This is a genomic window from Pedobacter heparinus (assembly GCF_032678725.1).
In the GTDB taxonomy this organism is placed as follows: Bacteria; Bacteroidota; Bacteroidia; order Sphingobacteriales; family Sphingobacteriaceae; genus Pedobacter; species Pedobacter heparinus_A.
Genome location: NZ_JAVTSC010000003.1, coordinates 30824 through 52251, shown reverse-complemented (window position 1 = coordinate 52251; position 21428 = coordinate 30824). Strand labels below are relative to the sequence as shown.

Genomic DNA, 21428 nt, shown 5'->3' with positions numbered 1-21428 from the left:
AAGGAAATGAAGTTGTCTTATAATTATGCTAATTTTGCTAAAAGAAATTTATATGACCCCAATTGCCGTAATTGAATATAATTACGCTTTTTTTTTAAAGCTGATAAAGTTTGGTCTGGTAGGGGTTGTGGGGCTTACTATAGACTTTAGCATTACCTATCTTTGCAAGGAGAAATTAAAAATTCACAAATACCTGTCCAGTTCGCTTGGTTTTACCATTGCCACGGCCGCCAATTACCGGTTAAACCGCTATTGGACCTTTGATAGCCATGATGCTGCAAGTATGACCCAGTTTGGAAAGTACTTTATGATTTGCATAGTTGGGCTGGCTGTAAGCAATATCCTGATTTACCTGCTCAATGATAAACTGAAATGGAATTTCTACCTGGCCAAAGGATGTGCGATCGTGATCGTTTCCCTATGGAATTTTTTTGCCAATTATCTCTACACCTTTACCAATTAACTTTTCTACTTTTTCAACTCACCAGGCAGGTAGCCAAAGTGCTTTTTAAATGCCTTTGAAAAATTATAAGGCTCATTATAACCCATGGTATATGCTGCTTCATATACAGTACATTGCGATTCCAGCAACATTTGCCGTGCATAGTTCATTTTCAGCTCATTTAAATAGCCAAAAACAGTTAAGCCGAATAGTTCTTTGAAGCCTTTTTTGAGTATAAATTCATTCAACCCGGCATCGCGGGCAATCCCGCTTAAGCTGAGGGGGTCAAACATGTGCTTTTGAATGTATAGTCTTGCCGCATGAAGTTTATCAATATTGCGGCTTTCTATTTTTATAGGCTTCAGTCCATTTAAGGCCTCGGCTTGTTCGGCCTGGAGCAGAAAGAGTTCAGTGATCTTGGATTCATAGAACAACTGCTTCATATTACCTGTATATACACATTGGTGCATGTCGTTGATCACTGATTGCTGCTTGGGGGTAATGGGTAGGGCATGTTCAGAGATATCCGCTATTTTTCCGGCACTCACTTTATCCCAGAATCGTTTTAAACATTCCAGGTCAGTAGAATAGAGCCTGCTGAAGAAGGGTTCGTAAAGTGCAATACCAAAATTGCGTACCTCGGGGCTGCTTAAAGCGTAGTAACCGTCAAAACCAGGTGCAAAAGTAGCGGCATGCTGGTTGTCCTTTAATACATATTTATCTTTGCTGTCTGCTTCCCAGGCAGAGCTTATGCCCTGTATGGAAAAGTACATGTTTAAAGTGGGGGTTTCTGTCTGTTCGCGCATGGTGATTTCATGCTCCAGTCGGCTATTGCCGGAGAAGATGTCAGCACCATTAATTTTTACCTCACTGAAGTTCATAATGCCCGTATTACCCAAATAGTCAGCATATTCAGCTTTATCTACTTCTGACATTTCGGTGCATAAAATCAAATTCAATTCATTGTCGATCATAGGGTTATCTTGTAATGAGGTTTTGAGTTCGAATTAACGAATTTAGTAAAATTTTACTTTTTAAAAGAAATAGTCAGGAAATAAATCCTTTTAACATGGTTATTGCTCCGTATTGAAGGGGTATCCGTATTTAATTTTTATTCAAATTTGAACTGAGCAGAAAATGACTAACTTAAATGAATAATCGGCACCAGAATGAAGCAGGAATATATCGTTATAAAAGGAGCTCGTGAAAATAACCTGAAGAACATTTCACTTTCCATACCCAAGCGTAGGATAACAGTTTTCACTGGCGTTTCAGGTTCAGGTAAGTCCTCTATTGTATTTGAGACGATCGGGGCAGAGGCGCAGCGGCAACTGAACGAAACTTTTTCAAGTTTTGTGCGCAACAGGCTGCCGAAGCATGGTCAGCCGGATGCTGATGTGATTGAAAATCTTTCGACGGCTATCGTAATAGACCAGAAGCGTTTGGGTGGAAATTCACGTTCTACTGTAGGTACAATTACGGATATCTACGCGGTATTGCGCCTGCTTTTTTCCCGCATCGGTAAACCTTTCATCGGTTATTCCAATGCTTTTTCCTTTAATGATCCTTCGGGTATGTGTCCGGAGTGTAAGGGTATCGGCGATACGGTAAGACTGGACCTAAACAACTTTATTGACAAATCCAAATCCCTGAACGAGGGTGCAATTCTATTTCCGGTATTTGCTGTTGGCAGCTGGTACCTCAACACCTATCTTTATTCCGGGCTTTTTGATAACGATAAAAAACTGAAGGATTACACGGAAAAAGAATGGGATACCCTGCTGCATGGCAAAAAGATGAAAGTGCCGATGAAGCACAACAATGATATGCCGATTAATGGTCAGTATGAGGGGCTTGTAGACAAATTCAACAGGCTCTACATCCAGCGTGATACCAGTGTAATGTCTGAATCACTCCGCTCAACCCTGGAGCGTTTTATCAGATTTGAACATTGTTCACTATGCCAGGGTACCAGGCTTAGTCAGGCTGCACTAAGTTGCTGCATAAATGGAGCTAACATTGCGGAGATGTCGGCCATGCAGATTGACGAGCTGATTAAAGTGATTTCGGTAATTGACGATAAAATAGCCGCTCCTATGATCGCAGCGCTTAGCGAAAGGCTGCAGCACCTGGCGGATATCGGATTGGATTACCTGAGTCTGGACAGGGAAACAGGCAGCTTGTCGGGCGGAGAGTCGCAACGCATTAAAATGGTCCGGCACCTTGGCTCGAGTCTTACCGATATGATCTATATTTTTGATGAACCCAGTATAGGCTTACACCCACGTGATGTGCATCGCCTTAATGAGTTGCTGCTTCGTCTGCGTGATAAGGGCAATACCATACTTGTGGTAGAACATGATCCGGAGGTAATGGCGATTGCCGATCATATTGTCGATGTTGGTCCGCAAGCAGGTATCCATGGCGGCGAAATTGTTTACCAGGGAACCTTCGCTGGCCTACCCTATGCGGAAACCCTTACTGGCCGTTTTATAGAACGCCGGTTAGCTTTTAAAAAGAGGTTCCGGCAGCCAACAGGTTACTATAGAATTGAGCATGCCAGTTTGCATAACCTAAAGAATCTTAGTATTTCTATTCCTGCTGGTGTTTTTACGGTTGTTACAGGTGTTGCCGGTTCAGGCAAAAGTTCACTCATAAATGGTGTTTTTGTAAAACGTTATCCCGAAGCGATCGTTATAGACCAGTCGGCCGTGAGCACTTCCATCAGGTCTAATCCGGCTACTTATACGGGAATTATGGATGATATCCGTAAATTATTTGCCCAGGCCAATAAGGTCAGTGCTTCTTTATTTAGCTTCAATTCCAAAGGGGCATGTCCCAACTGCCAGGGCACTGGGTTTATCCTGACAGACCTGGCCTTTCTGGAGCCGGTAAAAACGGTTTGTGAAATATGCGGTGGCAAGCGCTTCAGGGAAGAAGTGCTGGAATATAAGCTCAATGGTAAATCTATAAGCGAGGTGCTGGAGATGACCGCTGAAGAAGCTGTGGGATTCTTTGAGAAAGGAGACCTGAAAAAGAAACTGCAGGCCATACATGATGTGGGACTGGACTACCTTACGCTTGGTCAGCCGCTCAGTACCTTATCCGGAGGAGAGTGTCAGCGCATTAAGCTTGCCAGTAATTTGTATAAAGAAGGCAGCATTTATGTACTGGACGAACCTACAACAGGTTTGCACCTATCCGACATCGGACACCTGCTGGAAATTATGGACCGGCTGGTGGATAGCGGTAACTCAGTAATCGTAATTGAACATAATGTAGATGTCATTAAAAATGCAGATTGGGTGATAGACATGGGGCCGGAAGGTGGCAAAAACGGAGGAGAGATCATCTTTACCGGAACCCCTGCTGATCTGGTCAACGAAACAAAATCTTTAACAGGAAAATATCTTAGAAAAAGCAATGAATATACCTATGAAACCTAAAATTTATCTCATCATCGTACTGCTGCTTACAGCTAATGCTATGGTTAGGGCCCAGGGAACTGATTCCTTAAACTATAAATTTAGCCTGAAGGCCGCGATCGATTATGCATTGACCCATCAGTCGGCTGTATTAAACGCTATAGTTGACGAAGAAATAGCCCGGAACACGGTAAAGCAAACTGTAGGCATTGGTTTGCCGCAGGTTTCTACGAGTTACAGTTTTCAGGATTTTTTAAAATTACCAACAACCCTGCTGCCAGGAGAATTTGCCGATCCGCCTTCCAGTACACCTATACCGGTTAAATTTGGTACAAAGTACAATTCTACGGCAGGCATAGAACTGAGCCAGCTGATATTTGATGGCAGTTATATTGTTGGGCTTCAGGCTTCTAAAACTTATAAAGAGTTGTCGGTCAGGAATAGTAAACGTACCAAAATTGAAACCGCTGTTGCGGTGAGCAAGGCTTACTATGCTGTATTGGTCAGTAGGGAACAGCTTGGGCTGATTGATGCGAACCTTGCACAACTGACTAAATCTTTAAATGATACTGAAGCGATGTTTAAAAACGGTTTCTCAGAAAAGATCGATGTGGACAGGCTGCAGGTTTTAAAAAATAACCTGGAAACAGAGCGTGAGAATGTAACCCGCCTATTGCAGATGAATATAGATATGCTGAAATTTCAGATGGGCATGCCTGTTCAGGCGAGACTTGTACTTACCGATAAAATCAGTGATGTAAGGGCAGAACCCGTGGCTGTACTGGCAGTAGATACTACGGTTTACAAAGCGAGAATTGAGTATTCTTTGCTGGAAACACAGAAAAAGCTGAATGAACTGGATTTAAAAAGACAGAAAAGCTTGTTTCTACCAACGTTAAAGGGCTTTGCCAGTGCATCTAAGAATTTCCAATCGGATGAATTCTCCAGGCACTTCGACCAGAGTTTCCCTACTTCAGTGATCGGCTTTACACTTTCATGGAACCTGATCAATGGCGGACAGCGTATTTATCAGGTAAGGAATGCGAAACTTGCGATTAAGAAATCGGAAAACGATATGCTGAATTTAAAAAACGGCATAACGAATGAAATCTCGGCCAGTCAGAAAGTGTATCTAAACAGCTCACGTTCTATAGAAAACCAGGAGCGTAATTTGACACTGGCCAAAGAAATCCTGAGAGTAACCCGGATCAAGTATGAGCAGGGGATCGGTTCAAGTCTGGAAGTGACTACAGCCGAAACCTCGTTGAAGGAAGCACAAAACAATTACATTACTGCTTTATATGACCTGCTGATCAGCAAAGTAGATCTCGACAAAGCAGCAGGACGAATCAATTATTAACCTCAAAATAACCACAACAATGAAAACATCATTATATATCCTTACACTGGCAGTTCTTTTTGCTTCCTGCTCGTCAGATCAGCCAAAAGACAAAAAAGCAGAACTGGAGCAGCTTAAAAAGCAGCGGACCGAACTGAATGGTAAAATAGAAAAATTGGAAGGCGAACTAGGACAGAATAAAACAAAAGCCGATTTCAAAGATGTTGTTGTATCTGAACTTACAGAAACGCATTTCAGGAATTACGTGGAAGTACAGGGAAAGGTGGATGCAGAAGACAATGTAGAGATCATGCCGGAATCGCCTGGGACCGTAACTGCCATTTATGTAAAAGTAGGGCAACATGTGAACAAAGGTCAGGTGCTGGCTCAGCTGGATGATAAAGTACTGCGTCAGAGTGTTGCGCAAATGCAGACACAGCTGGATCTGGCCACTACGGTTTTTACGCGCCAGAAAAACCTTTGGGATCAGAAAATCGGAACGGAAGTTCAATACCTGACGGCTAAAAGCCAGAAGGAAGGATTGGAAAAACAATTGGCCGGATTGAAATCACAGGCTGCGATGAACAAGGTTAAAAGTCCGGTTTCCGGAACGGTAGATGCGATGGAACTGAAGCTTGGCCAATCTGTAGCTCCGGGCAATCCAACTGGTGTCAGGGTGGTGAATGCCAGCAGGCTTAAGGTAAAAGCACTGGTTTCTGAAAACTATGGCGGAAAGGTAAATCAGGGTGATGAAGTTACAGTTTCTTTACCCGATGTGCCAGTTAACCTGAATGCCCATATTTCTTTTGCAAGTAAGGTGATTGATCCGGTTTCGAGGGGCTTCAATGTAGAAGTGAAATTACCTTCCAATAAGAGCTATCGTCCAAACATGCTGGCGATATTAAAAATTGTAGATTATAAAAACGATAAAGCATTGGTTGTTCCGGTTAATGCCATACAGAAATCGGAAACCAGTGAATATGTTTTTACAGCTGTAAATGGTAAGGCTAAAAAAGTGGATGTGAAGACAGGAAAAATATCGGATGGAAAAGCTGAAGTCTTGTCGGGTCTGAAAGCTGGAGACAAAGTAATCACTACTGGTTTTCAGGAGCTGAACGACGGAGACAATGTAAAGTTATAATATAAGAATTCATAATAATCTTAATAGTAAGATGAAGGATATTAATAAAGAATTTGGCCCATCTAGCTGGGCTATAGATAACAGGACTGCTATATATGTTTTCACATGTATATTGGTACTTATGGGATATGTCTCCTATCAGGGACTCCCTAAGGAAAGTTTTCCTGAGGTAATTATCCCCAAAATATTTGTGCAAACGGTTTATCCGGGCACTTCGCCTGCAAATATGGAAAACCTGGTTACAAAACAACTTGAAAAGGAACTGCGTGGAACCCAGGGTCTAAAGAAGATCACTTCAAACTCTTTTCAGGATTTTTCGTTCATTACAGCTGAATTCAATACAGGTGTTGACATTAAAGATGCGAAGCAACGTGTAAAAGACGCTGTAGATAAGGCTAAACCCGATTTGCCTTCTGATTTGCCGGACGACCCTGTAATAATAGATGTCAACCTTTCCGATCTTCCTATCATGTACATCAACATCTCTGGAGACTATGACTTGAAAAAATTGAAAGAATATGCCGATGACATAGAAGATAAAGTTGAAGCTTTAAAAGAAATTTCCGGAGTGGATATTGTTGGAGCGCTTGATCCGGAGATCCAGATTAATGTTGACCTCCGCAAAATGGAAGCTGCAGAACTTTCATTTAATGATATTGCAGCGGCTGTTGGTAAAGAAAATAAAACCATTTCCGGTGGTTCGGTAAAGATGGATGGCATGTTGCGGACTTTAAATGTTAAAAAAGAGTTCAAAAATGCTGAAGAGCTTGGCAGTATGGTTGTCAAGACTCCGACAGGTGGTTCTGTTTATTTAAAAGATATTGCTGAAGTTAAAGATTCCTTTAAAGAGCAAAACAGTTATGCCCGTTTATATGGTAAGAATGTAATTACTTTAAATGTAAGGAAACGTAGTGGGGAGAACCTGATTGAAGCATCTGATAAAATAAATGCATTGTTAAAGGAAATGAAAGGCACAGTAATTCCTGAGAAACTAAACATTACTATTACCGGAGACCAGAGTGATCAAACAAGGGTTACCCTTCATGATCTGATCAATACGATTATCATAGGTTTTATCCTGGTTACGTTGATCCTGATGTTCTTCATGGGAGTGACTAATGCCCTGTTCGTGGCCATGTCTGTACCGTTGTCGATGTTTATTGCTTTTATTGCTATGCCGGCATTAGGTGGCATATTCGATTTCAATTTTACCATGAATATGATGGTGTTGTTCTCTTTTCTTTTAGGTTTAGGAATAGTGGTGGATGATGCCATTGTGGTGGTCGAAAATACGCACCGAATTTTTAATAATGGAAAGGTACCCATTGTGCAGGCAGCTAAAATGGCTACAGGAGAAGTGTTTTTACCGGTGCTCTCAGGGACTTTAACCACGCTCGCCCCATTTGTTCCTTTACTTTTCTGGCCGGGGATTATAGGTGAGTTTATGTATTTTCTTCCTGTTACGCTTATTGTAACCCTTTCTGCATCTTTAATTGTGGCTTATATCATCAATCCTGTGTTTGCAGCTGATTTTATGAAACCGCATCATGATGATGAAAACAAAAAGCCAACTTTTAATAAAGCGGTCAGACGGATGGTACTGATCTTTCTTGGTCTGGCTTTATTGGGGTATGTGATCAACTTTGGCTTTGGTAATTTTATTGTGTTGCTTGCCTTGCTTTATTTGTTAAATCATTTCTTCCTTGTAGGAGCTATTAAGAAATTTCAGACCGTCATCTGGCCGAAAGCTATAGATAAGTATCATACTTTGCTGGTATGGGCGCTTAAACGCCCACGTACCATGATATGGAGCACGGTAGGTCTGTTCTTTTTTACACTGATTTTAGTGAGCGTAAAACCTCCAAGAGTTGTATTTTTTCCATCTGCTGATCCAAACTTCGTTTATGTTTATATAGAGTTGCCGGTCGGTACGGATCAGGCTTTTACAAATAAGGTGGTAGAGGATGTAGAGAAAAGGGTAACAAAAGTAGTTGGCAGGAACAATGATGATGTTTCCTCTATTATCTCGAATGTGACAGTTGGTGTTACAGATCCCCAGGGAGAAGATATGGGTGAATATACGAATAAAGGAAAAGTTACGGTAGCTTTTGTTCCTTTTGGTCAAAGAACGGGCGAAAGAACGGCAACTTATCTCGATAAGGTACGCGAGGCAGTGAAGGGAATACCAGGGGCACAGATTACTGTTGCCCAGGAACAAGGCGGACCTCCAACAGCTAAACAAATCAGCATTGAAATTACCGGCGATAACCTGGATTCTATTGCCCTAACTTCTGATAAGCTAAAAAAATATCTGGATAGCAAACAGATCGCAGGGGTTGAAGATCTTAAATCGGACTTTCAAAACAATAAGCCGGAAATTATCTTTGATATCGACAGGGAACGAGCCAATCGTGAAGGCATTTCCACACAAGATGTAGGTAGTTCTTTGCGCGCAGCACTTTATGGTTTTGAGGTTTCTAAATATAGAGATGTAAACGATGATTATGAGATAAATGTAAGGGCCAAAGAAGATCAGCGAAATAGCATCGAAGCCTTAAGGAATATGAAAATGACGTACCGGGATATGGGAATGAATGGTATTATTCGTCAGGTGCCAATATCTTCTTTTGCCAATATTGATTATGTGAATACTTATGGGGGCATTAAACGTAAACAGCAGAAAAGGATTATCATTTTATCTTCTAATGTACTTTCAGAATATAATCCAAATGAGGTTGTTGCCAACATTCAGAGTGAGATAAATGAATTTAAGGCACCGACCGGAATTGAAATAAAAATGGCTGGAGAACAGGAAGAGCAAATGGAAACGATGAACTTTCTTCTTAAAGCATTGTTTAGTGCATTATTTATTATCCTCATTATATTGGTCATGCAATTCAACTCTATCAGTAAGCCAATAGTCATCCTCAGTGAAATTGTATTTAGTATCATTGGCGTGCTGTTGGGTATTACAATCTTTGGAATGGATTTGTCTATTGTAATGAGTGGGCTGGGAATTGTCGCTCTTGCAGGTATTGTAGTGCGAAACGGGATTCTTCTGGTTGAATTTACTGAGTTAATGATTAGCCAGGGTATGGAAGTTCGGGAGGCAGTGATTGAGGCTGGCCGTACCCGGATGACCCCGGTGCTGTTGACTGCAACAGCTACCATGCTTGGACTGATTCCACTGGCGGTAGGCTTAAACATCGATTTCGTAACCATGTTTACGGAGCTTCATCCGCACCTTTATTTTGGGGGTGATAATGTTGCCTTCTGGGGGCCTTTATCCTGGACCATTATTTTTGGCTTAAGTTTTGCAACTTTCTTAACGCTGGTACTGGTACCTTGTATGTACCTGGTGGCCGACAGCAATTCGAAAAAGATCAAAAAAGCACTTTCAGGAAAAAAAGACAATGATTTAAAAGACGGTCTTCCTGAAACCGGAAAAGCCTAAAATTTCAAAGCTGCAAAGACGTTTTCGGACCTTTGCAGCTTTGTTACAGGATGCTATAGGTTGCAGCTTTTAAAAATTAGGTGTATCTCGCATTTGCTATCAACCCTTAAGCAGCATATCATGAAGAGAAGAACCTTTATAATCCAGCTACCTTTACTCTTTTCCCTGCCCCAAATTGCCGGTGCAACCTGGCCACAGCCTGCCAAACCACATCAGCTTCCCTGGAAGTTAAGTCCCGTTGGCAGGGCGCTGGAAATGGAAGGCTGGTACGTATGGTGCAATAGTCCAATCGAAGCTCCCGATGGAAAGATCCATGTGTTTTTTTCGAGATGGCCTGCTGTCAAAGGGATGGGCGGATGGATCAATAGCTCAGAAATTGCACATGCGGTTGCTGATGGTCCGGAAAAGCCCTTTGTATACCAGGAAACGGTTTTGTCGCCAAGAGGGCCTGGTCACTGGGATGCCACAACCTGCCATAATCCGCATATTAAATTTACAGACGGCAAATACTGTTTATTTTATATGGGGAATTCGAACGGAAAAACCAATACCAAGCGCATCGGACTGGCAATTTCGGATTCCTTAAACGGGCCATGGCAAAGACCTGATAGGCCTTTGCTTGAAGCTGGTGTTACGGGGGCATGGGATGATCATTGCACTACCAATCCCGCATTTTTAAAACATCCCAACGGGCAATATTGGTTGTATTATAAATCCTGGAACAGCAATGACTATTACAATTCGCCGGATCCGCTGATCCGCGGCAATCGAAAGTACGGGCTGGCCATAGCCGATCAACTGGAAGGGCCTTATAAAAGATATTCCGGCAACCCGGTAATCGATTATTCTGGCAAAGGCGGCAACAGGCAGTTTGAGGATGCCTTTATCTGGTATGAGGATAAACAGTTTAAAATGCTGGCCCGGGATATGGGCGTGTATAACCACGATGTCGGCCTGTATATCACCTCTAAGGATGGGGTTTCCTGGAATGAACCAGAAATTGCCTATCAGAAATTATCGGAATATATCACGGAACCACCGGCCCCTAAATGGCTGAAAAGATACGGTCGCCTGGAAAGACCACAGTTGCTGTTTCTCAAAAACAAGCCTGCTTACCTGTTTGGAACGGCCCAGGGTGGCAAATACATGACCGCTTCGTCCTTTATCTTTAAAATTGATTAAGCCTTTAATCTTCCTTCTTTTTAGATATCTTGCCGACGATGTAGGCAGCTTATTTTAAATTTTAACATATTTTAACATTAAACCTCCTCGGAGGCCTTGTGAAAAAATGAAGCTTTGTCTAATTTTCGCAGCGAATAAAAAAATGGGTATTAAATGGAAGAAGTAACGAATACTACTGCACATTCATCGTATGGAACGGACATCCGTGCACTGAATGAAATGATACAAAAGGAAAGTGCATTTATCGATCTCCTGTTTATGGAAATGGATAAGGTGATTGTAGGACAAAGGTATATGGTAGAGCGCCTGATGATCGGACTACTGGCCGATGGGCATATTTTGCTGGAAGGTGTACCTGGTCTTGCTAAAACTCTGGCGATCAATACGCTGTCTAAAGCCATTGACGCAGGATTCAGCAGGGTCCAGTTTACGCCCGACCTGCTTCCGGCAGATTTACTGGGTACGATGATCTATAACCAGAAGAAGGAAGAGTTTATTGTCAGGAAAGGGCCTTTATTTTCTAATTTTATCCTTGCTGATGAGATCAACAGGGCACCGGCTAAGGTACAGAGTGCTTTACTGGAGGCCATGCAGGAGCGGCAGGTAACCATTGGCGACAATACCTTTGAGCTGCCCAAACCTTTCCTGGTATTGGCTACCCAGAATCCCATCGAACAGGAAGGGACTTATCCGCTGCCTGAAGCGCAGGTAGACAGGTTTATGCTGAAGGTGGTGATCGGTTATCCCAATAAAGAAGATGAGAAAAAGATCATGCGGGCCAATATTGCACCTCAGGGTATGCCAAAACCAAATGTAGTACTCCATCCCGATGAAATTTTAAGGGCCAGAAAAGTGGTAAGGGAGGTGTATATGGACGAAAAGATTGAACAGTATATCATCGATATCGTTTTTGCAACCCGTTTCCCCGAGCAGTATAAACTTGCTGATTATAAAAATCTGATCAGCTTTGGTGCTTCACCAAGGGCAAGCATTAACCTGGCACTGGCGGCCAAAGCCTATGCTTTCATTAAAAGAAGGGGTTATGTAATTCCGGAAGATGTACGGGCGATTTGTCATGATGTATTGCGGCACCGTATTGGTTTAACTTATGAAGCTGAAGCGGAAGACATCAATACAGAAACCATCATTACCGGAATATTGAATGCGATTGAAGTGCCCTAATAATTCCGACCCATTATGGATACCAAAGATCTCTTAAAAAAAGTAAGGAAAATTGAAATCAAAACCCGTGGGTTAAGCAACCAGATCTTTTCTGGTGAATACCAGTCGGCGTTTAAGGGGCGTGGTATGGCCTTTAGTGAGGTTCGGGAATACCAGGTGGGCGATGAGATCCGTACTATTGACTGGAACGTAACAGCCCGTTTTAACCATCCTTATGTAAAGGTATTTGACGAGGAGCGGGAGATGACCGTGATGTTGCTGGTTGATGTAAGCGGTTCTAAAAACTTTGGGACACAGCTGCAGCTGAAACAGGAACTGGCCACAGAGGTATGTGCTGTAATTGCTTTTTCGGCGATACAGAATAACGATAAGGTGGGCGTACTTTTTTTTAGTGATAAAGTAGAGAAATTTATTCCGCCTAAAAAGGGCAGGAGCCATATTCTAATGATCATCAGGGAGCTGATCGATTTTAAACCGCAAAATAAAGGTACCCATGTGGCAGAAGGCTTACGCTATTTTACCAGTGCCATCAAAAAAAGATGTACTGCTTTTCTGATCTCTGATTTTATGAGCAGCCCCTTTGAAAATGAACTGAAGATCGCCAACAGGAAACACGACCTGATTGCCCTGAGGTTGTATGATATCCATGAGGAAGAGTTCCCAGATTTAGGTTTGATCCCGGTTAAGGATGAAGAAACGGGCCTGGTGGAATGGATCAATACCGGGGATAAGAAAGTAAGGCATGCCTTTAAAGTGGCAGCACTGGAAAGAAAGGGAAGGCTGGAAGATCTGTTCAGAAGATCGGGAGTAGATTTTACAAAAATCGGTACACATGAATCTTACATCAAACCACTCATGACATTATTTAAGAAAAGAGAAGCCAGAAGATAAGAATATGAAGCAGTATTTTAATTTCAGCTGGTGTTTACTGTTGTTTTTAGCAGGTATTTCTTTTAAGGGAGCCGCGCAGGATATCAGGGTAGAAGCCAGACTGGATCAAAACATCATCGCACTTGGCGATCAGACCAGATTGCATTTGATTGTTCATTTGCCGGTTAAAGCGCACATAGATTTCCCTGCCCTTTCGGATACCATTTCTTCAAAAGTCCAAATAGTGGAAATGGGTAAAACAGATACTGTAGCAGATAAAAATAATCCGGGGAGCAGGACCATCAGCAGGCAGTATACCATTACTTCTTTTGATGCCGGTTTGCACGTGATCCCGGCTTATGTATTTCATAGCAAAAATGCCGGTTTCAGTACGCAGGCACTTCCTCTGGAAGTTAAAGCTGTTAAGGTGGATACGACTAAGGCGATATACGACATTAAAGAACCTCTGGCCGTGTCTTATTCTTTTATGGATTGGTTAAGGGACCACTGGCAATGGGTACTGTTTCCGGTACTTGGTGTTTTAATCCTTGTGGCCCTGTTGTATTATCTGATCAAAAAACACAAAAACAAACCTGTTCAGGTGCGGGAAGTTCAGCCGCTTATCCCCATACATACCATTGCCCTGGATAAACTCCAGGCCCTAAAAGGCAAAAAGCTATGGCAGCAGGGGCAGGTTAAACAATATTACAGCGAACTGAGCGACATTATCAGGGAATACCTGGAAAAGAGATACCCCATCCATGCGTTGGAACAAACCTCAGCTGAGATTCTTTCGGGGTTAAGAAACCTGAACATTGCAGCTGAAAATATGGACAGATTAGGGCAACTGCTGATCTTATCAGATCTGGTTAAGTTTGCAAAGGAAAAACCGTTGCCTGCAGATCATGAACAGAGTATGGAAAATGCCATTGGTTTTGTGATGCACACGATAGCGGCCCCTTCCTCAAACGAAGATCAAACGGAAAATAGGAGCAATGGATATGTTTAGTGGAATTGAATTCGCCAACCGGGGGTTTTTCTGGCTTTTGCTCCTTATTCCTATAATGCTGGCCTGGTACATCTGGAGAAACCGTAAGCTGCAGGGTACTTTAAGCATGTCGGCCGTAAAAGGATTTTCACTGGGAAAAAGAAACAAATATACCACCTTAAGACATTATGGTATCGTATTGAGGGTACTGGCTTTAATCACACTGATCATAGCAATGGCCAGGCCACAATCGGCGTTTAGCTGGCAAAACTCGACAACGGAAGGGATAGATATTGTAATTGCAACAGATATTTCGGGCAGTATGCTTGCCGAAGACCTCAAGCCAAACCGCCTGGAGGCTGGAAAGAACATTGCTATTGATTTCATTAAAGGCCGTCCTGAGGATAGGATAGGCCTGGTCATCTTTAGCGGGGAGAGTTTTACCCAGTGTCCGCTGACGATAGATCATAATGTACTGATCAATTTATTCAGCGACATCAGCAATGGAATGGTAGAGGATGGAACTGCAATCGGAATGGGCCTGGCTACCGCAGTTAACCGCTTAAAAGACAGTGAAGCCAAAAGTAAAGTGGTGATTTTGCTTACTGACGGATCAAATACAACCGGCTCCATCCCGCCTTTAACTGCGGCTGAAATAGCGAAGCAAATGAAAGTCAGGGTGTACACCATTGGTGTAGGCACCAAGGGCTATGCACCTTATCCAGTAAAAACACCTTTTGGCACGCAGTACCAGCAAGTGCCTGTAACGATTGATGAAGCTGTACTTTCCAAGATTGCGGATGTTACGGGGGGTAAATATTTTCGTGCCACCAATAATGAGAAACTCAAACAGATTTATCAGCAGATAGATAAACTAGAAAGAGCTAAGATTGCGGTTACCCAATACCATAAAAAAACAGAGCGCTTTTTACCTTTTGCCTTGATTGCCCTGGTATTATTGCTTTTAGAGTTTTCATTGAGAAATACAGTTTTTAAAGGAGCCTTAACTTAAAGAGATGTTACGTTTTGAACATATAGAATATTTATGGGGACTGGCATTAATCCCTTTGCTGATCCTTGTTTTTTTTATGGTATACAGATGGAAAAGAAAAGTCCTGGCTAAACTGGGGGATCCGTATACTGTAAAAAAAATGATGCCTGAGGTTTCTTTTAGCCGGCCGGGATTAAAATTTGTCTTTTTTTTACTGGCTTATGCTTCACTGGTAGTGGGTGCTGCAAATCCGCAGATTGGTACCAAGGTAGAGGAAGCTAAACGTAGTGGTTCTGACCTGATGATCCTGCTGGATGTTTCTAACAGTATGCTGGCCGGAGATCTGGCGCCAAACCGCCTGGAAAATGCCAAACGTGCGATTGCCCAGCTGATCGATAATTTACATAATGACCGCATAGGGATCATCATTTTTGCCGGAGAGGCCTATGTGCAATTGCCCATTACAACGGATTACTCAGCTGCAAAACTTTTCCTGAACAACATCACTACAGATATCGTACCCACACAGGGTACGGCTATTGGTGCCGCCATTGACATGGGGATGAAATCTTTTAATTTTGTGAATGGAACAAGTAAAGCGATGATTTTAATGACCGATGGGGAAAACCATGAAGATGATGCAGTTTCGGCTGCAAAAAATGCCAGTGCAAAAGACGTGGCCATACATGTTATAGGCGTAGGCTCGGAAGCAGGGGCACCGGTACCCATTTACAAAAATGGTAAACCAGTTAGTTTTCATACCGATGAAGCAGGAAAAACGGTGGTGAGTAAACTGAATGAACAAATGTGTAAAGAAATTTCAGCAGCCGGCGATGGCGTATATGTAAGGGCCAGCAATGCCAACAGTGGATTGGGCATTGTGATGGACCAGGTGAATAAAATGCAGAAGAAAACCTATGAAAGCAAAGCCTTTAAAAACTATGAAGACAGGTTCCAGTTTTTTCTGGGATTGTCCTTATTGCTGCTTTTACTGGAATTCTTCATTTCCAACCGGAAAAATTTAAAATTAAGTGAATTGAATTTGTTTGAACCGAGATCGTCATGAAGCAGCTGATCATAACAACCTATCTGGTATTATCCGGGATTGCGGCTTTTGCACAGCAGGAAAAGAAATATATACATCAGGGGAACGAATGGTATAAGCAGAGGAAGTATGCGGAAGCGGAAGCCAGCTACCGGAACTCTGTTGAAAAAGCCAAATCCTCTATCGCAGGGAATTTTAACCTGGGAGATGCTTTGTATAAGCAAAAGAAGTTTGACAACGCTGCACAGAAGTTTACCGAAATTGCGGCGTCATCTGGTAATAAGCAAGTTAGGGCCCAGGCTTACCACAACCTTGGCAATTCGTTACTGGAAGCCAAAAAACTGGAGGAAAGTATTGAAGCGTATAAAAAATCATTGCTCAATAATCCTAAGGACGATCAGACCAGATACAACCTGGCTTACGCCCAGGAGAAGCTGAAGCAACAGCAGCAACAAGATAAAAACGATAAGAACAAGGATAAAGACAAGAAGAACCAGGACAAAAATAAAGATCAGCGAAACAAGGATCAGAAAGATCAAGATAAGCAGGATCAGAAAGACCAGGATAAAAAAGATAAGGACAAGCAGGACCAGGATAAAAAGGACCAGGATCAGAAAGATCAGCAGGGGCAGCAACCTCAGCCCAATCAACTGTCTAAAGAAGATGCAGAGCGGATGCTGGAAGCCTTAAAAAATGAAGAGAAGAATACCCAGGACAAGCTGAAAAACAAAAAAGCAAAAGGGGTAAAAGGCCGTATTGTTAAAGACTGGTAATGGTATTTTAAAAAATGAAGATGAAACGCTATATAGGATTGGTACTTTTATTTTGGACAGGCACAGTGCTTGCGTCCGGAACAAGAAATGCTGATGACATTAAAGTTACCGCATCCGTTAGTAAAAGCCAGGTGGCCACAGGAGAGCAATTTGAGCTCGTCTTTTCGATCAGTGGTAACGGAAATATCGAATCTTTAAACCCGCCTTCACTAAACGGATTCCAGGTGTTGGGTGGTCCTAATCAGTCTTCCAGCTTTACTTCTGTAAACGGAAGAACATCATCAAGCATGACTTTAAGCTATGACCTGATGGCTGTTAAGGAGGGAGAGTACACCATTGGTGCTGCCGTTCTGGTCATAAGTGGGAAGCAGTACAGAACCAATACCGTAAAAATAAAAGTCATTAAAGGCAGTGCCGCCCCTCAGGCTGCGCAGGGAAATTCCGCAGGCCGCAGACAGGAGCCGCGGGTTGAAGGCAATGCCAGTAATATAGCCAAACGGCTATTTATAAGGGCTGTTGCCAATAAAACCAATGTTTACCAGGGAGAAGCGCTTGCGGTAACCTATAAATTGTATACCAATATTGAGCTGGTAGACAATGCATTGGATAGATTGCCTGATTTTAATGGGTTTTGGAGTCAGGAAATTAAAAATAATGATCCCAATGTGCGCTGGGAAACAGAAACCTTTCAGGGGAGCCGCTATAATGTAGCTGTTTTAAAAGAGATCATTTTGTTTCCGGAACGTTCAGGTAAACTCACGCTTGACCCTCTGGCCATGACTTTTTTGGTCAGACAACAGGTTTCGTCCGGGGATAGCAATGATCCTTTTGATATGTTCTTTGGATCGTATAAAGATGTCAAATACAAAATAAAAAGTTCGCCGGTCAGCATCCAGGTAAAACCACTCCCGGAAGCCGGCAAACCTGAAGGTTTTGAAGGGGCAGTTGGTAATTTTTCTATTGCCGCTATAGTGGATAAATCTGAGTTAAAGGCAAATGAAGCACTGAATTATACCTTAAAAATAACAGGGTCGGGTAATTTAAAATTGTTGAAAGCTCCGACAGTGAATTTTCCGGCAGATCTTGAAAAATATGATCCTAAAATAACCGATCACCTGACGGAAAGCCTGAGCGGGGTGTCAGGAACGAGAGAATATGGTTATTTACTGATCCCAAGACATGAAGGTAATTACACCATTGAACCTTTAAAATTCTCTTACTTTAATCCTTCAACACAACGTTATGTTACCCTGTCTGCAGGCTCATTTGGCCTGAAGGTAGCAAAGGGAGCTCCTGGGTCGAACGTTACGGCTTATTCATCTGCAAATCAGCAGGACATCAAGATGCTGGCTAAAGACATTACGTACATTAAGACGAATATTACCGGGCTATCTAAAAAAGGGAATACTTTTTATGGTTCTGCAGCCTATTATGCATTGCTGCTCAGCGGACCGCTGCTGTTTCTTGTGGCCCTGGCCTATCGGAAAAGGTACAGGGAAAATAATCGGGACCAGGTGGCAGTACGTGGAAGAAATGCCAATAAAATTGCAGCAAAACACCTGGCCAGTGCCAAAAGACAATTGATAGGGGGCCAAACCAAGCTGTTTTATCAAGATGTTTACAAGGGTTTGTATCAATACCTGGGCGATAAATTTAACATTGAGACCGCGGCATTGAATAAAGACAACATCCGGATGCAGTTGCTTGCCAGGGGCATAAAAGAAAGTCTGATCAATCAGCTGGAGGAAACGCTGGATTTGTGTGAAATGGCCAGGTATGCCCCTGTATCAGGAATATCAGAGCAGGAAGTGTTTGACAAAGCAAAAAATACCATCAATGAAATCGAAACCAATGCCTAAAAATCTAATATATATGTGGAGCGTTTGGCTTTTATTTTTGGCCATGCCACTGCTTTCGCTTGCAAATGAACAGCCGGAAGCATTACTGAAAAAGGGAAATGCAGCTTATGCAAAAGAGCAGTATAAGGAAGCCCTTGCTGCTTATCAGCAGGCATTGGATGCCGGTTATGAGTCTGTTTCGCTATATTTTAACACAGCCAATGCTCATTATAAACTGGCTGATATGCCTCAGGCAATTTTGAACTACGAAAAGGCTGCCAAACTGGCTCCAGGAGATGAAGACATCAAACTCAACCTGAAGCTGGCCAATTTAAAAATAACAGACCGCATAGAAGAGGTGCCTGAATTTTTTCTAACCACCTGGTGGAAGGCCTTTGTTTTTTTCTTTTCTGCCAATGCTTTGTCTGTGTTTACTGTCATCAGTTTTATTCTTGGTTTTGTTTTGCTCATTGCTTACCTGTTTTTAAGGGATCTATTGCCTAAAAAGGCAGCATTTTATACAGGTATCGTTATCCTGTCGCTGGGTCTGGTCAGTTTGGTAGTGGTCAGCGTGCAGTCAGGTTATCTGAATGGTCATCCGCAGGCCATTGTTTTCAGTGGTGCAGCAGATGTAAAAAGCGGGCCGGACCTGAAACAAAAAACTTTATTTGTGATCCATGCAGGCACGAAAGTAACGATTAAAGAAAATAGTAATGGCTGGATTAACATTGAGCTCTCCAATGGCAATTCAGGGTGGATTTCCGCTGCTGATGTAAACGAAATATAATATATTTCTGGCTGTCTCCCACTTCATTCTTTTAGCAGATTGAACAAATTTTTTAGAAGAACATAAGAAATGAGATCCAGAACTTAAAATTTGACCGGTAATCAGGGCTTGAAGTCTGTATTCGCAATTAACAATGAGCGTATTGGAATTCTGCTGTTGCTATAACCGGTAAGCCCTGGGCGATAGACTATATTTTTTTGTAAAGGTTTTGGACAAGTGTGAAACCGAATCAAATCCGGTCTGATAGGCAATTTCACTTACGCTTAATCTGGTGATTGAAAGCAATTCTTTTACTTTCTCCAGCCTCAGGTTTAGCTGGTATTGGTTAGGAGACTGTCCGGTGATCCTTTTAAAGTCTTTTCTGAATTTAGAATAACTGACCGGCAAATCCTTTATAATGTTTTCTAACCTATCGGGTTCACGCAGACTTTCCCTTAATAAAAACTTTGCAGTTAATACAAGTTGCTCTGCTGGGCTGGCGTTTGTTTGGTCAAGGTTAGACATGGCATTCAGCAAGCCCAGCATCTGATGTGTTATCCCGGCAATTTCCTGGTGGTATCCTGGTTTTGCATCTTTTATTTTCATCAGAACCGATTGATACAGGCGCAGCATATCTTCGTTCAGACCGGTGTATAGGACGGGTTTTTTCTTATCGAAAAAACGCCTGATCAATTCATCTGCATAAAAACCCCTGAAACCTATCCAGTACTCTTCCCATCCTGTATTGAGATCTGGCTTATACCGGTGCCAGGTTCCGGGAAACAATACAAAACAGGAACCTTCTGAAATGCGAAAAGGCTTTGCAGCTTCAGTTTCAAAAATACCTTCCCCTTTTGATATAAATATCAGATAATAGCCGTTCAGGATTCTTCCATTATCCCAGTCAAATGCATGTGTTGTAGGATGCTGTCTGTTGTCGGGATAAGCCTGGTTGCTTTCAATTCTGGAAAATCCAGCTGTAGTTATGTAAAATCCCCATTTTTCTTCAAGTTCTGAAGTGGTCAGGTATTTATTGAAATTTTCCATTTTGATGCAGGTGATAAATGATTGTCATTACGAATGTCAAAAAGTACAAAAAATAGATCAGAAATTGCAAGTTAAAAAATGAAAATCAGCCTAAATTGTACTAACCAAATAATTTAAAATTAGACAATTATGAAATCAGTGATCAGTCCGGATCAGATCATTTTTTACAAAGAAAATGGTTATGTGATTATCGAAGACTTCTTGAATACAGCAGAACTGGAGGAGTGGCGCAGTAGCGTAACTGCGGCCTTAATAGAAAGAAACGGTCAGAAGATGCCAGGCAAGGCCATTAAAATTGATGAGGCAGACGGTATAAATAAAGATGCAGATTATTTTAATAATGTATTTGACCAGCTATTAAACCTATGGCAAACCAATGACCGGGTTAAAAAGCTGATGCTGGATGAACGTATAGGGAAAATGGCAGCCGATTTATCAGGTTCTGATGGGATAAGGATCTGGCACGATCAGGCGCTGATTAAAAAGCCCTGGGCAAACCCTACTTCCTGGCATCTGGATACCCCATTCTGGTCCTTTTCAGACCGGAATGCCTTGTCTATCTGGGTGGCTTTGGATGATGCCACATTAGAAAACGGATGCCTGTTTTTTATTCCGGGTACCCATCGGCAAACAACTTTCGAGAATCCTGGAATTGGAAAGAACATGGGCGCAATATTTGATTTTTATCCGCAGTTCAAAACACTCAACTCTGTTCCTGCTGTTATGAAAGCGGGCAGCTGTTCCTTTCATAACGGGCTTACAGTTCATGGTGCGCATGCAAATATGACCCCCGGCTTCAGGAGGGCAATGACATGTGCGTATATGCCCGATGGCAATACGTTTAATGGCGAACCAAATATCCTTCCGGATGAATATGTGAATTCCATGAAGGTAGGTGATCTGCTGAATAACGATCTTCAAAATCCATTGATATATAAACGATAG

17 protein-coding genes are annotated in these 21428 nt (G+C 42.3%); 15 read left to right on the top strand and 2 right to left on the bottom strand.

Annotated elements, in window-relative coordinates; genetic code table 11:
• The first annotated feature begins 52 nt into the window (after nucleotides 1–52).
• Complete coding sequence (locus R2Q85_RS05610) at nucleotides 53–463, top strand: GtrA family protein (protein WP_316810768.1); 411 nt, start codon at nucleotides 53–55, stop codon at nucleotides 461–463.
• A gap of 5 nt (nucleotides 464–468) precedes the next feature.
• Here the strand turns inward: R2Q85_RS05610 and R2Q85_RS05605 are convergent, their stop codons facing one another.
• Nucleotides 469–1377, bottom strand: coding sequence for an AraC family transcriptional regulator (locus tag R2Q85_RS05605; protein WP_316810767.1), 909 nt, complete (start codon nucleotides 1375–1377; stop codon nucleotides 469–471).
• A 234-nt stretch (nucleotides 1378–1611) separates the two neighbouring features.
• On the opposite strand from R2Q85_RS05605, the gene R2Q85_RS05600 reads away from it, so the two are divergent.
• From R2Q85_RS05600 to R2Q85_RS05540, 13 genes are all read left to right on the top strand, one after another.
• Complete coding sequence (locus R2Q85_RS05600) at nucleotides 1612–3888, top strand: excinuclease ABC subunit UvrA (protein WP_316810766.1); 2277 nt, start codon at nucleotides 1612–1614, stop codon at nucleotides 3886–3888.
• Complete coding sequence (locus R2Q85_RS05595; RefSeq protein WP_316810765.1) at nucleotides 3878–5227, top strand: TolC family protein; 1350 nt, start codon at nucleotides 3878–3880, stop codon at nucleotides 5225–5227. The genes R2Q85_RS05600 and R2Q85_RS05595 overlap by 11 nt, the downstream gene beginning before the upstream one ends.
• Before the next feature lie 19 nt (nucleotides 5228–5246).
• Nucleotides 5247–6347, top strand: a complete 1101-nt coding sequence (locus tag R2Q85_RS05590) for an efflux RND transporter periplasmic adaptor subunit (protein ID WP_316810764.1) — start codon at nucleotides 5247–5249, stop codon at nucleotides 6345–6347.
• A 31-nt stretch (nucleotides 6348–6378) separates the two neighbouring features.
• On the top strand, nucleotides 6379–9801 hold the full coding sequence (locus R2Q85_RS05585; RefSeq protein ID WP_316810763.1) for an efflux RND transporter permease subunit: 3423 nt from the start codon (nucleotides 6379–6381) through the stop codon (nucleotides 9799–9801).
• A 120-nt stretch (nucleotides 9802–9921) separates the two neighbouring features.
• A complete protein-coding gene (locus R2Q85_RS05580; protein ID WP_316810762.1) occupies nucleotides 9922–10983 on the top strand; it encodes a glycoside hydrolase family protein in 1062 nt (353 codons plus the stop codon).
• A gap of 219 nt (nucleotides 10984–11202) precedes the next feature.
• A complete protein-coding gene (locus R2Q85_RS05575; protein ID WP_410478854.1) occupies nucleotides 11203–12165 on the top strand; it encodes an AAA family ATPase in 963 nt (320 codons plus the stop codon).
• Between the two features lie 15 nt (nucleotides 12166–12180).
• Nucleotides 12181–13056, top strand: a complete 876-nt coding sequence (locus R2Q85_RS05570; protein WP_316810760.1) for a DUF58 domain-containing protein — start codon at nucleotides 12181–12183, stop codon at nucleotides 13054–13056.
• A 4-nt stretch (nucleotides 13057–13060) separates the two neighbouring features.
• Nucleotides 13061–14044 (top strand): hypothetical protein, encoded by a 984-nt coding sequence (locus R2Q85_RS05565; RefSeq protein WP_316810759.1) that lies wholly within the window; start codon nucleotides 13061–13063, stop codon nucleotides 14042–14044.
• Complete coding sequence (locus tag R2Q85_RS05560) at nucleotides 14031–15035, top strand: VWA domain-containing protein (protein WP_316810758.1); 1005 nt, start codon at nucleotides 14031–14033, stop codon at nucleotides 15033–15035. The genes R2Q85_RS05565 and R2Q85_RS05560 overlap by 14 nt, the downstream gene beginning before the upstream one ends.
• Nucleotides 15036–15039: 4 nt before the next feature.
• Nucleotides 15040–16080, top strand: coding sequence for a VWA domain-containing protein (locus R2Q85_RS05555; RefSeq protein ID WP_316810757.1), 1041 nt, complete (start codon nucleotides 15040–15042; stop codon nucleotides 16078–16080).
• Nucleotides 16077–16832, top strand: coding sequence for a tetratricopeptide repeat protein (locus R2Q85_RS05550; protein ID WP_316810756.1), 756 nt, complete (start codon nucleotides 16077–16079; stop codon nucleotides 16830–16832). Before R2Q85_RS05555 ends, R2Q85_RS05550 begins: the two co-directional genes overlap by 4 nt.
• Nucleotides 16833–16852: 20 nt before the next feature.
• Entirely contained in the window at nucleotides 16853–18691 is a 1839-nt protein-coding gene (locus tag R2Q85_RS05545; RefSeq protein WP_316810755.1) for a BatD family protein, read from the top strand.
• On the top strand, nucleotides 18669–19457 hold the full coding sequence (locus tag R2Q85_RS05540) for an SH3 domain-containing protein (protein WP_316810754.1): 789 nt from the start codon (nucleotides 18669–18671) through the stop codon (nucleotides 19455–19457). Before R2Q85_RS05545 ends, R2Q85_RS05540 begins: the two co-directional genes overlap by 23 nt.
• A gap of 159 nt (nucleotides 19458–19616) precedes the next feature.
• On the opposite strand, the gene R2Q85_RS05535 is transcribed toward R2Q85_RS05540, so the two are convergent.
• Nucleotides 19617–20483 carry an AraC family transcriptional regulator gene (locus R2Q85_RS05535; protein WP_316810753.1) on the bottom strand — a complete coding sequence of 289 codons (867 nt, stop codon included), beginning with the start codon at nucleotides 20481–20483 and terminating at the stop codon, nucleotides 19617–19619.
• Between the two features lie 129 nt (nucleotides 20484–20612).
• On the opposite strand from R2Q85_RS05535, the gene R2Q85_RS05530 reads away from it, so the two are divergent.
• Entirely contained in the window at nucleotides 20613–21428 is an 816-nt protein-coding gene (locus R2Q85_RS05530) for a phytanoyl-CoA dioxygenase family protein (protein WP_316810752.1), read from the top strand.

What these genes read in the sequence shown, in the direction of transcription:
- R2Q85_RS05555 (WP_316810757.1), top strand. Translation starts at nt 15,040, where the DNA reads ATGTTACGTTTTGAACATATAGAATATTTATGGGGACTGGCATTAATC.
- R2Q85_RS05575 (WP_410478854.1), top strand. Translation starts at nt 11,203, where the DNA reads ATGATACAAAAGGAAAGTGCATTTATCGATCTCCTGTTTATGGAAATG.
- R2Q85_RS05570 (WP_316810760.1), top strand. Translation starts at nt 12,181, where the DNA reads ATGGATACCAAAGATCTCTTAAAAAAAGTAAGGAAAATTGAAATCAAA.
- R2Q85_RS05535 (WP_316810753.1), bottom strand. Translation starts at nt 20,483, where the DNA reads ATGGAAAATTTCAATAAATACCTGACCACTTCAGAACTTGAAGAAAAA.
- R2Q85_RS05565 (WP_316810759.1), top strand. Translation starts at nt 13,061, where the DNA reads ATGAAGCAGTATTTTAATTTCAGCTGGTGTTTACTGTTGTTTTTAGCA.
- R2Q85_RS05580 (WP_316810762.1), top strand. Translation starts at nt 9,922, where the DNA reads ATGAAGAGAAGAACCTTTATAATCCAGCTACCTTTACTCTTTTCCCTG.
- R2Q85_RS05540 (WP_316810754.1), top strand. Translation starts at nt 18,669, where the DNA reads ATGAAATCGAAACCAATGCCTAAAAATCTAATATATATGTGGAGCGTT.
- R2Q85_RS05560 (WP_316810758.1), top strand. Translation starts at nt 14,031, where the DNA reads ATGGATATGTTTAGTGGAATTGAATTCGCCAACCGGGGGTTTTTCTGG.
- R2Q85_RS05600 (WP_316810766.1), top strand. Translation starts at nt 1,612, where the DNA reads ATGAAGCAGGAATATATCGTTATAAAAGGAGCTCGTGAAAATAACCTG.
- R2Q85_RS05590 (WP_316810764.1), top strand. Translation starts at nt 5,247, where the DNA reads ATGAAAACATCATTATATATCCTTACACTGGCAGTTCTTTTTGCTTCC.
- R2Q85_RS05595 (WP_316810765.1), top strand. Translation starts at nt 3,878, where the DNA reads ATGAAACCTAAAATTTATCTCATCATCGTACTGCTGCTTACAGCTAAT.
- R2Q85_RS05605 (WP_316810767.1), bottom strand. Translation starts at nt 1,377, where the DNA reads ATGTCAGAAGTAGATAAAGCTGAATATGCTGACTATTTGGGTAATACG.
- R2Q85_RS05530 (WP_316810752.1), top strand. Translation starts at nt 20,613, where the DNA reads ATGAAATCAGTGATCAGTCCGGATCAGATCATTTTTTACAAAGAAAAT.
- R2Q85_RS05545 (WP_316810755.1), top strand. Translation starts at nt 16,853, where the DNA reads ATGAAACGCTATATAGGATTGGTACTTTTATTTTGGACAGGCACAGTG.
- R2Q85_RS05550 (WP_316810756.1), top strand. Translation starts at nt 16,077, where the DNA reads ATGAAGCAGCTGATCATAACAACCTATCTGGTATTATCCGGGATTGCG.
- R2Q85_RS05585 (WP_316810763.1), top strand. Translation starts at nt 6,379, where the DNA reads ATGAAGGATATTAATAAAGAATTTGGCCCATCTAGCTGGGCTATAGAT.
- R2Q85_RS05610 (WP_316810768.1), top strand. Translation starts at nt 53, where the DNA reads ATGACCCCAATTGCCGTAATTGAATATAATTACGCTTTTTTTTTAAAG.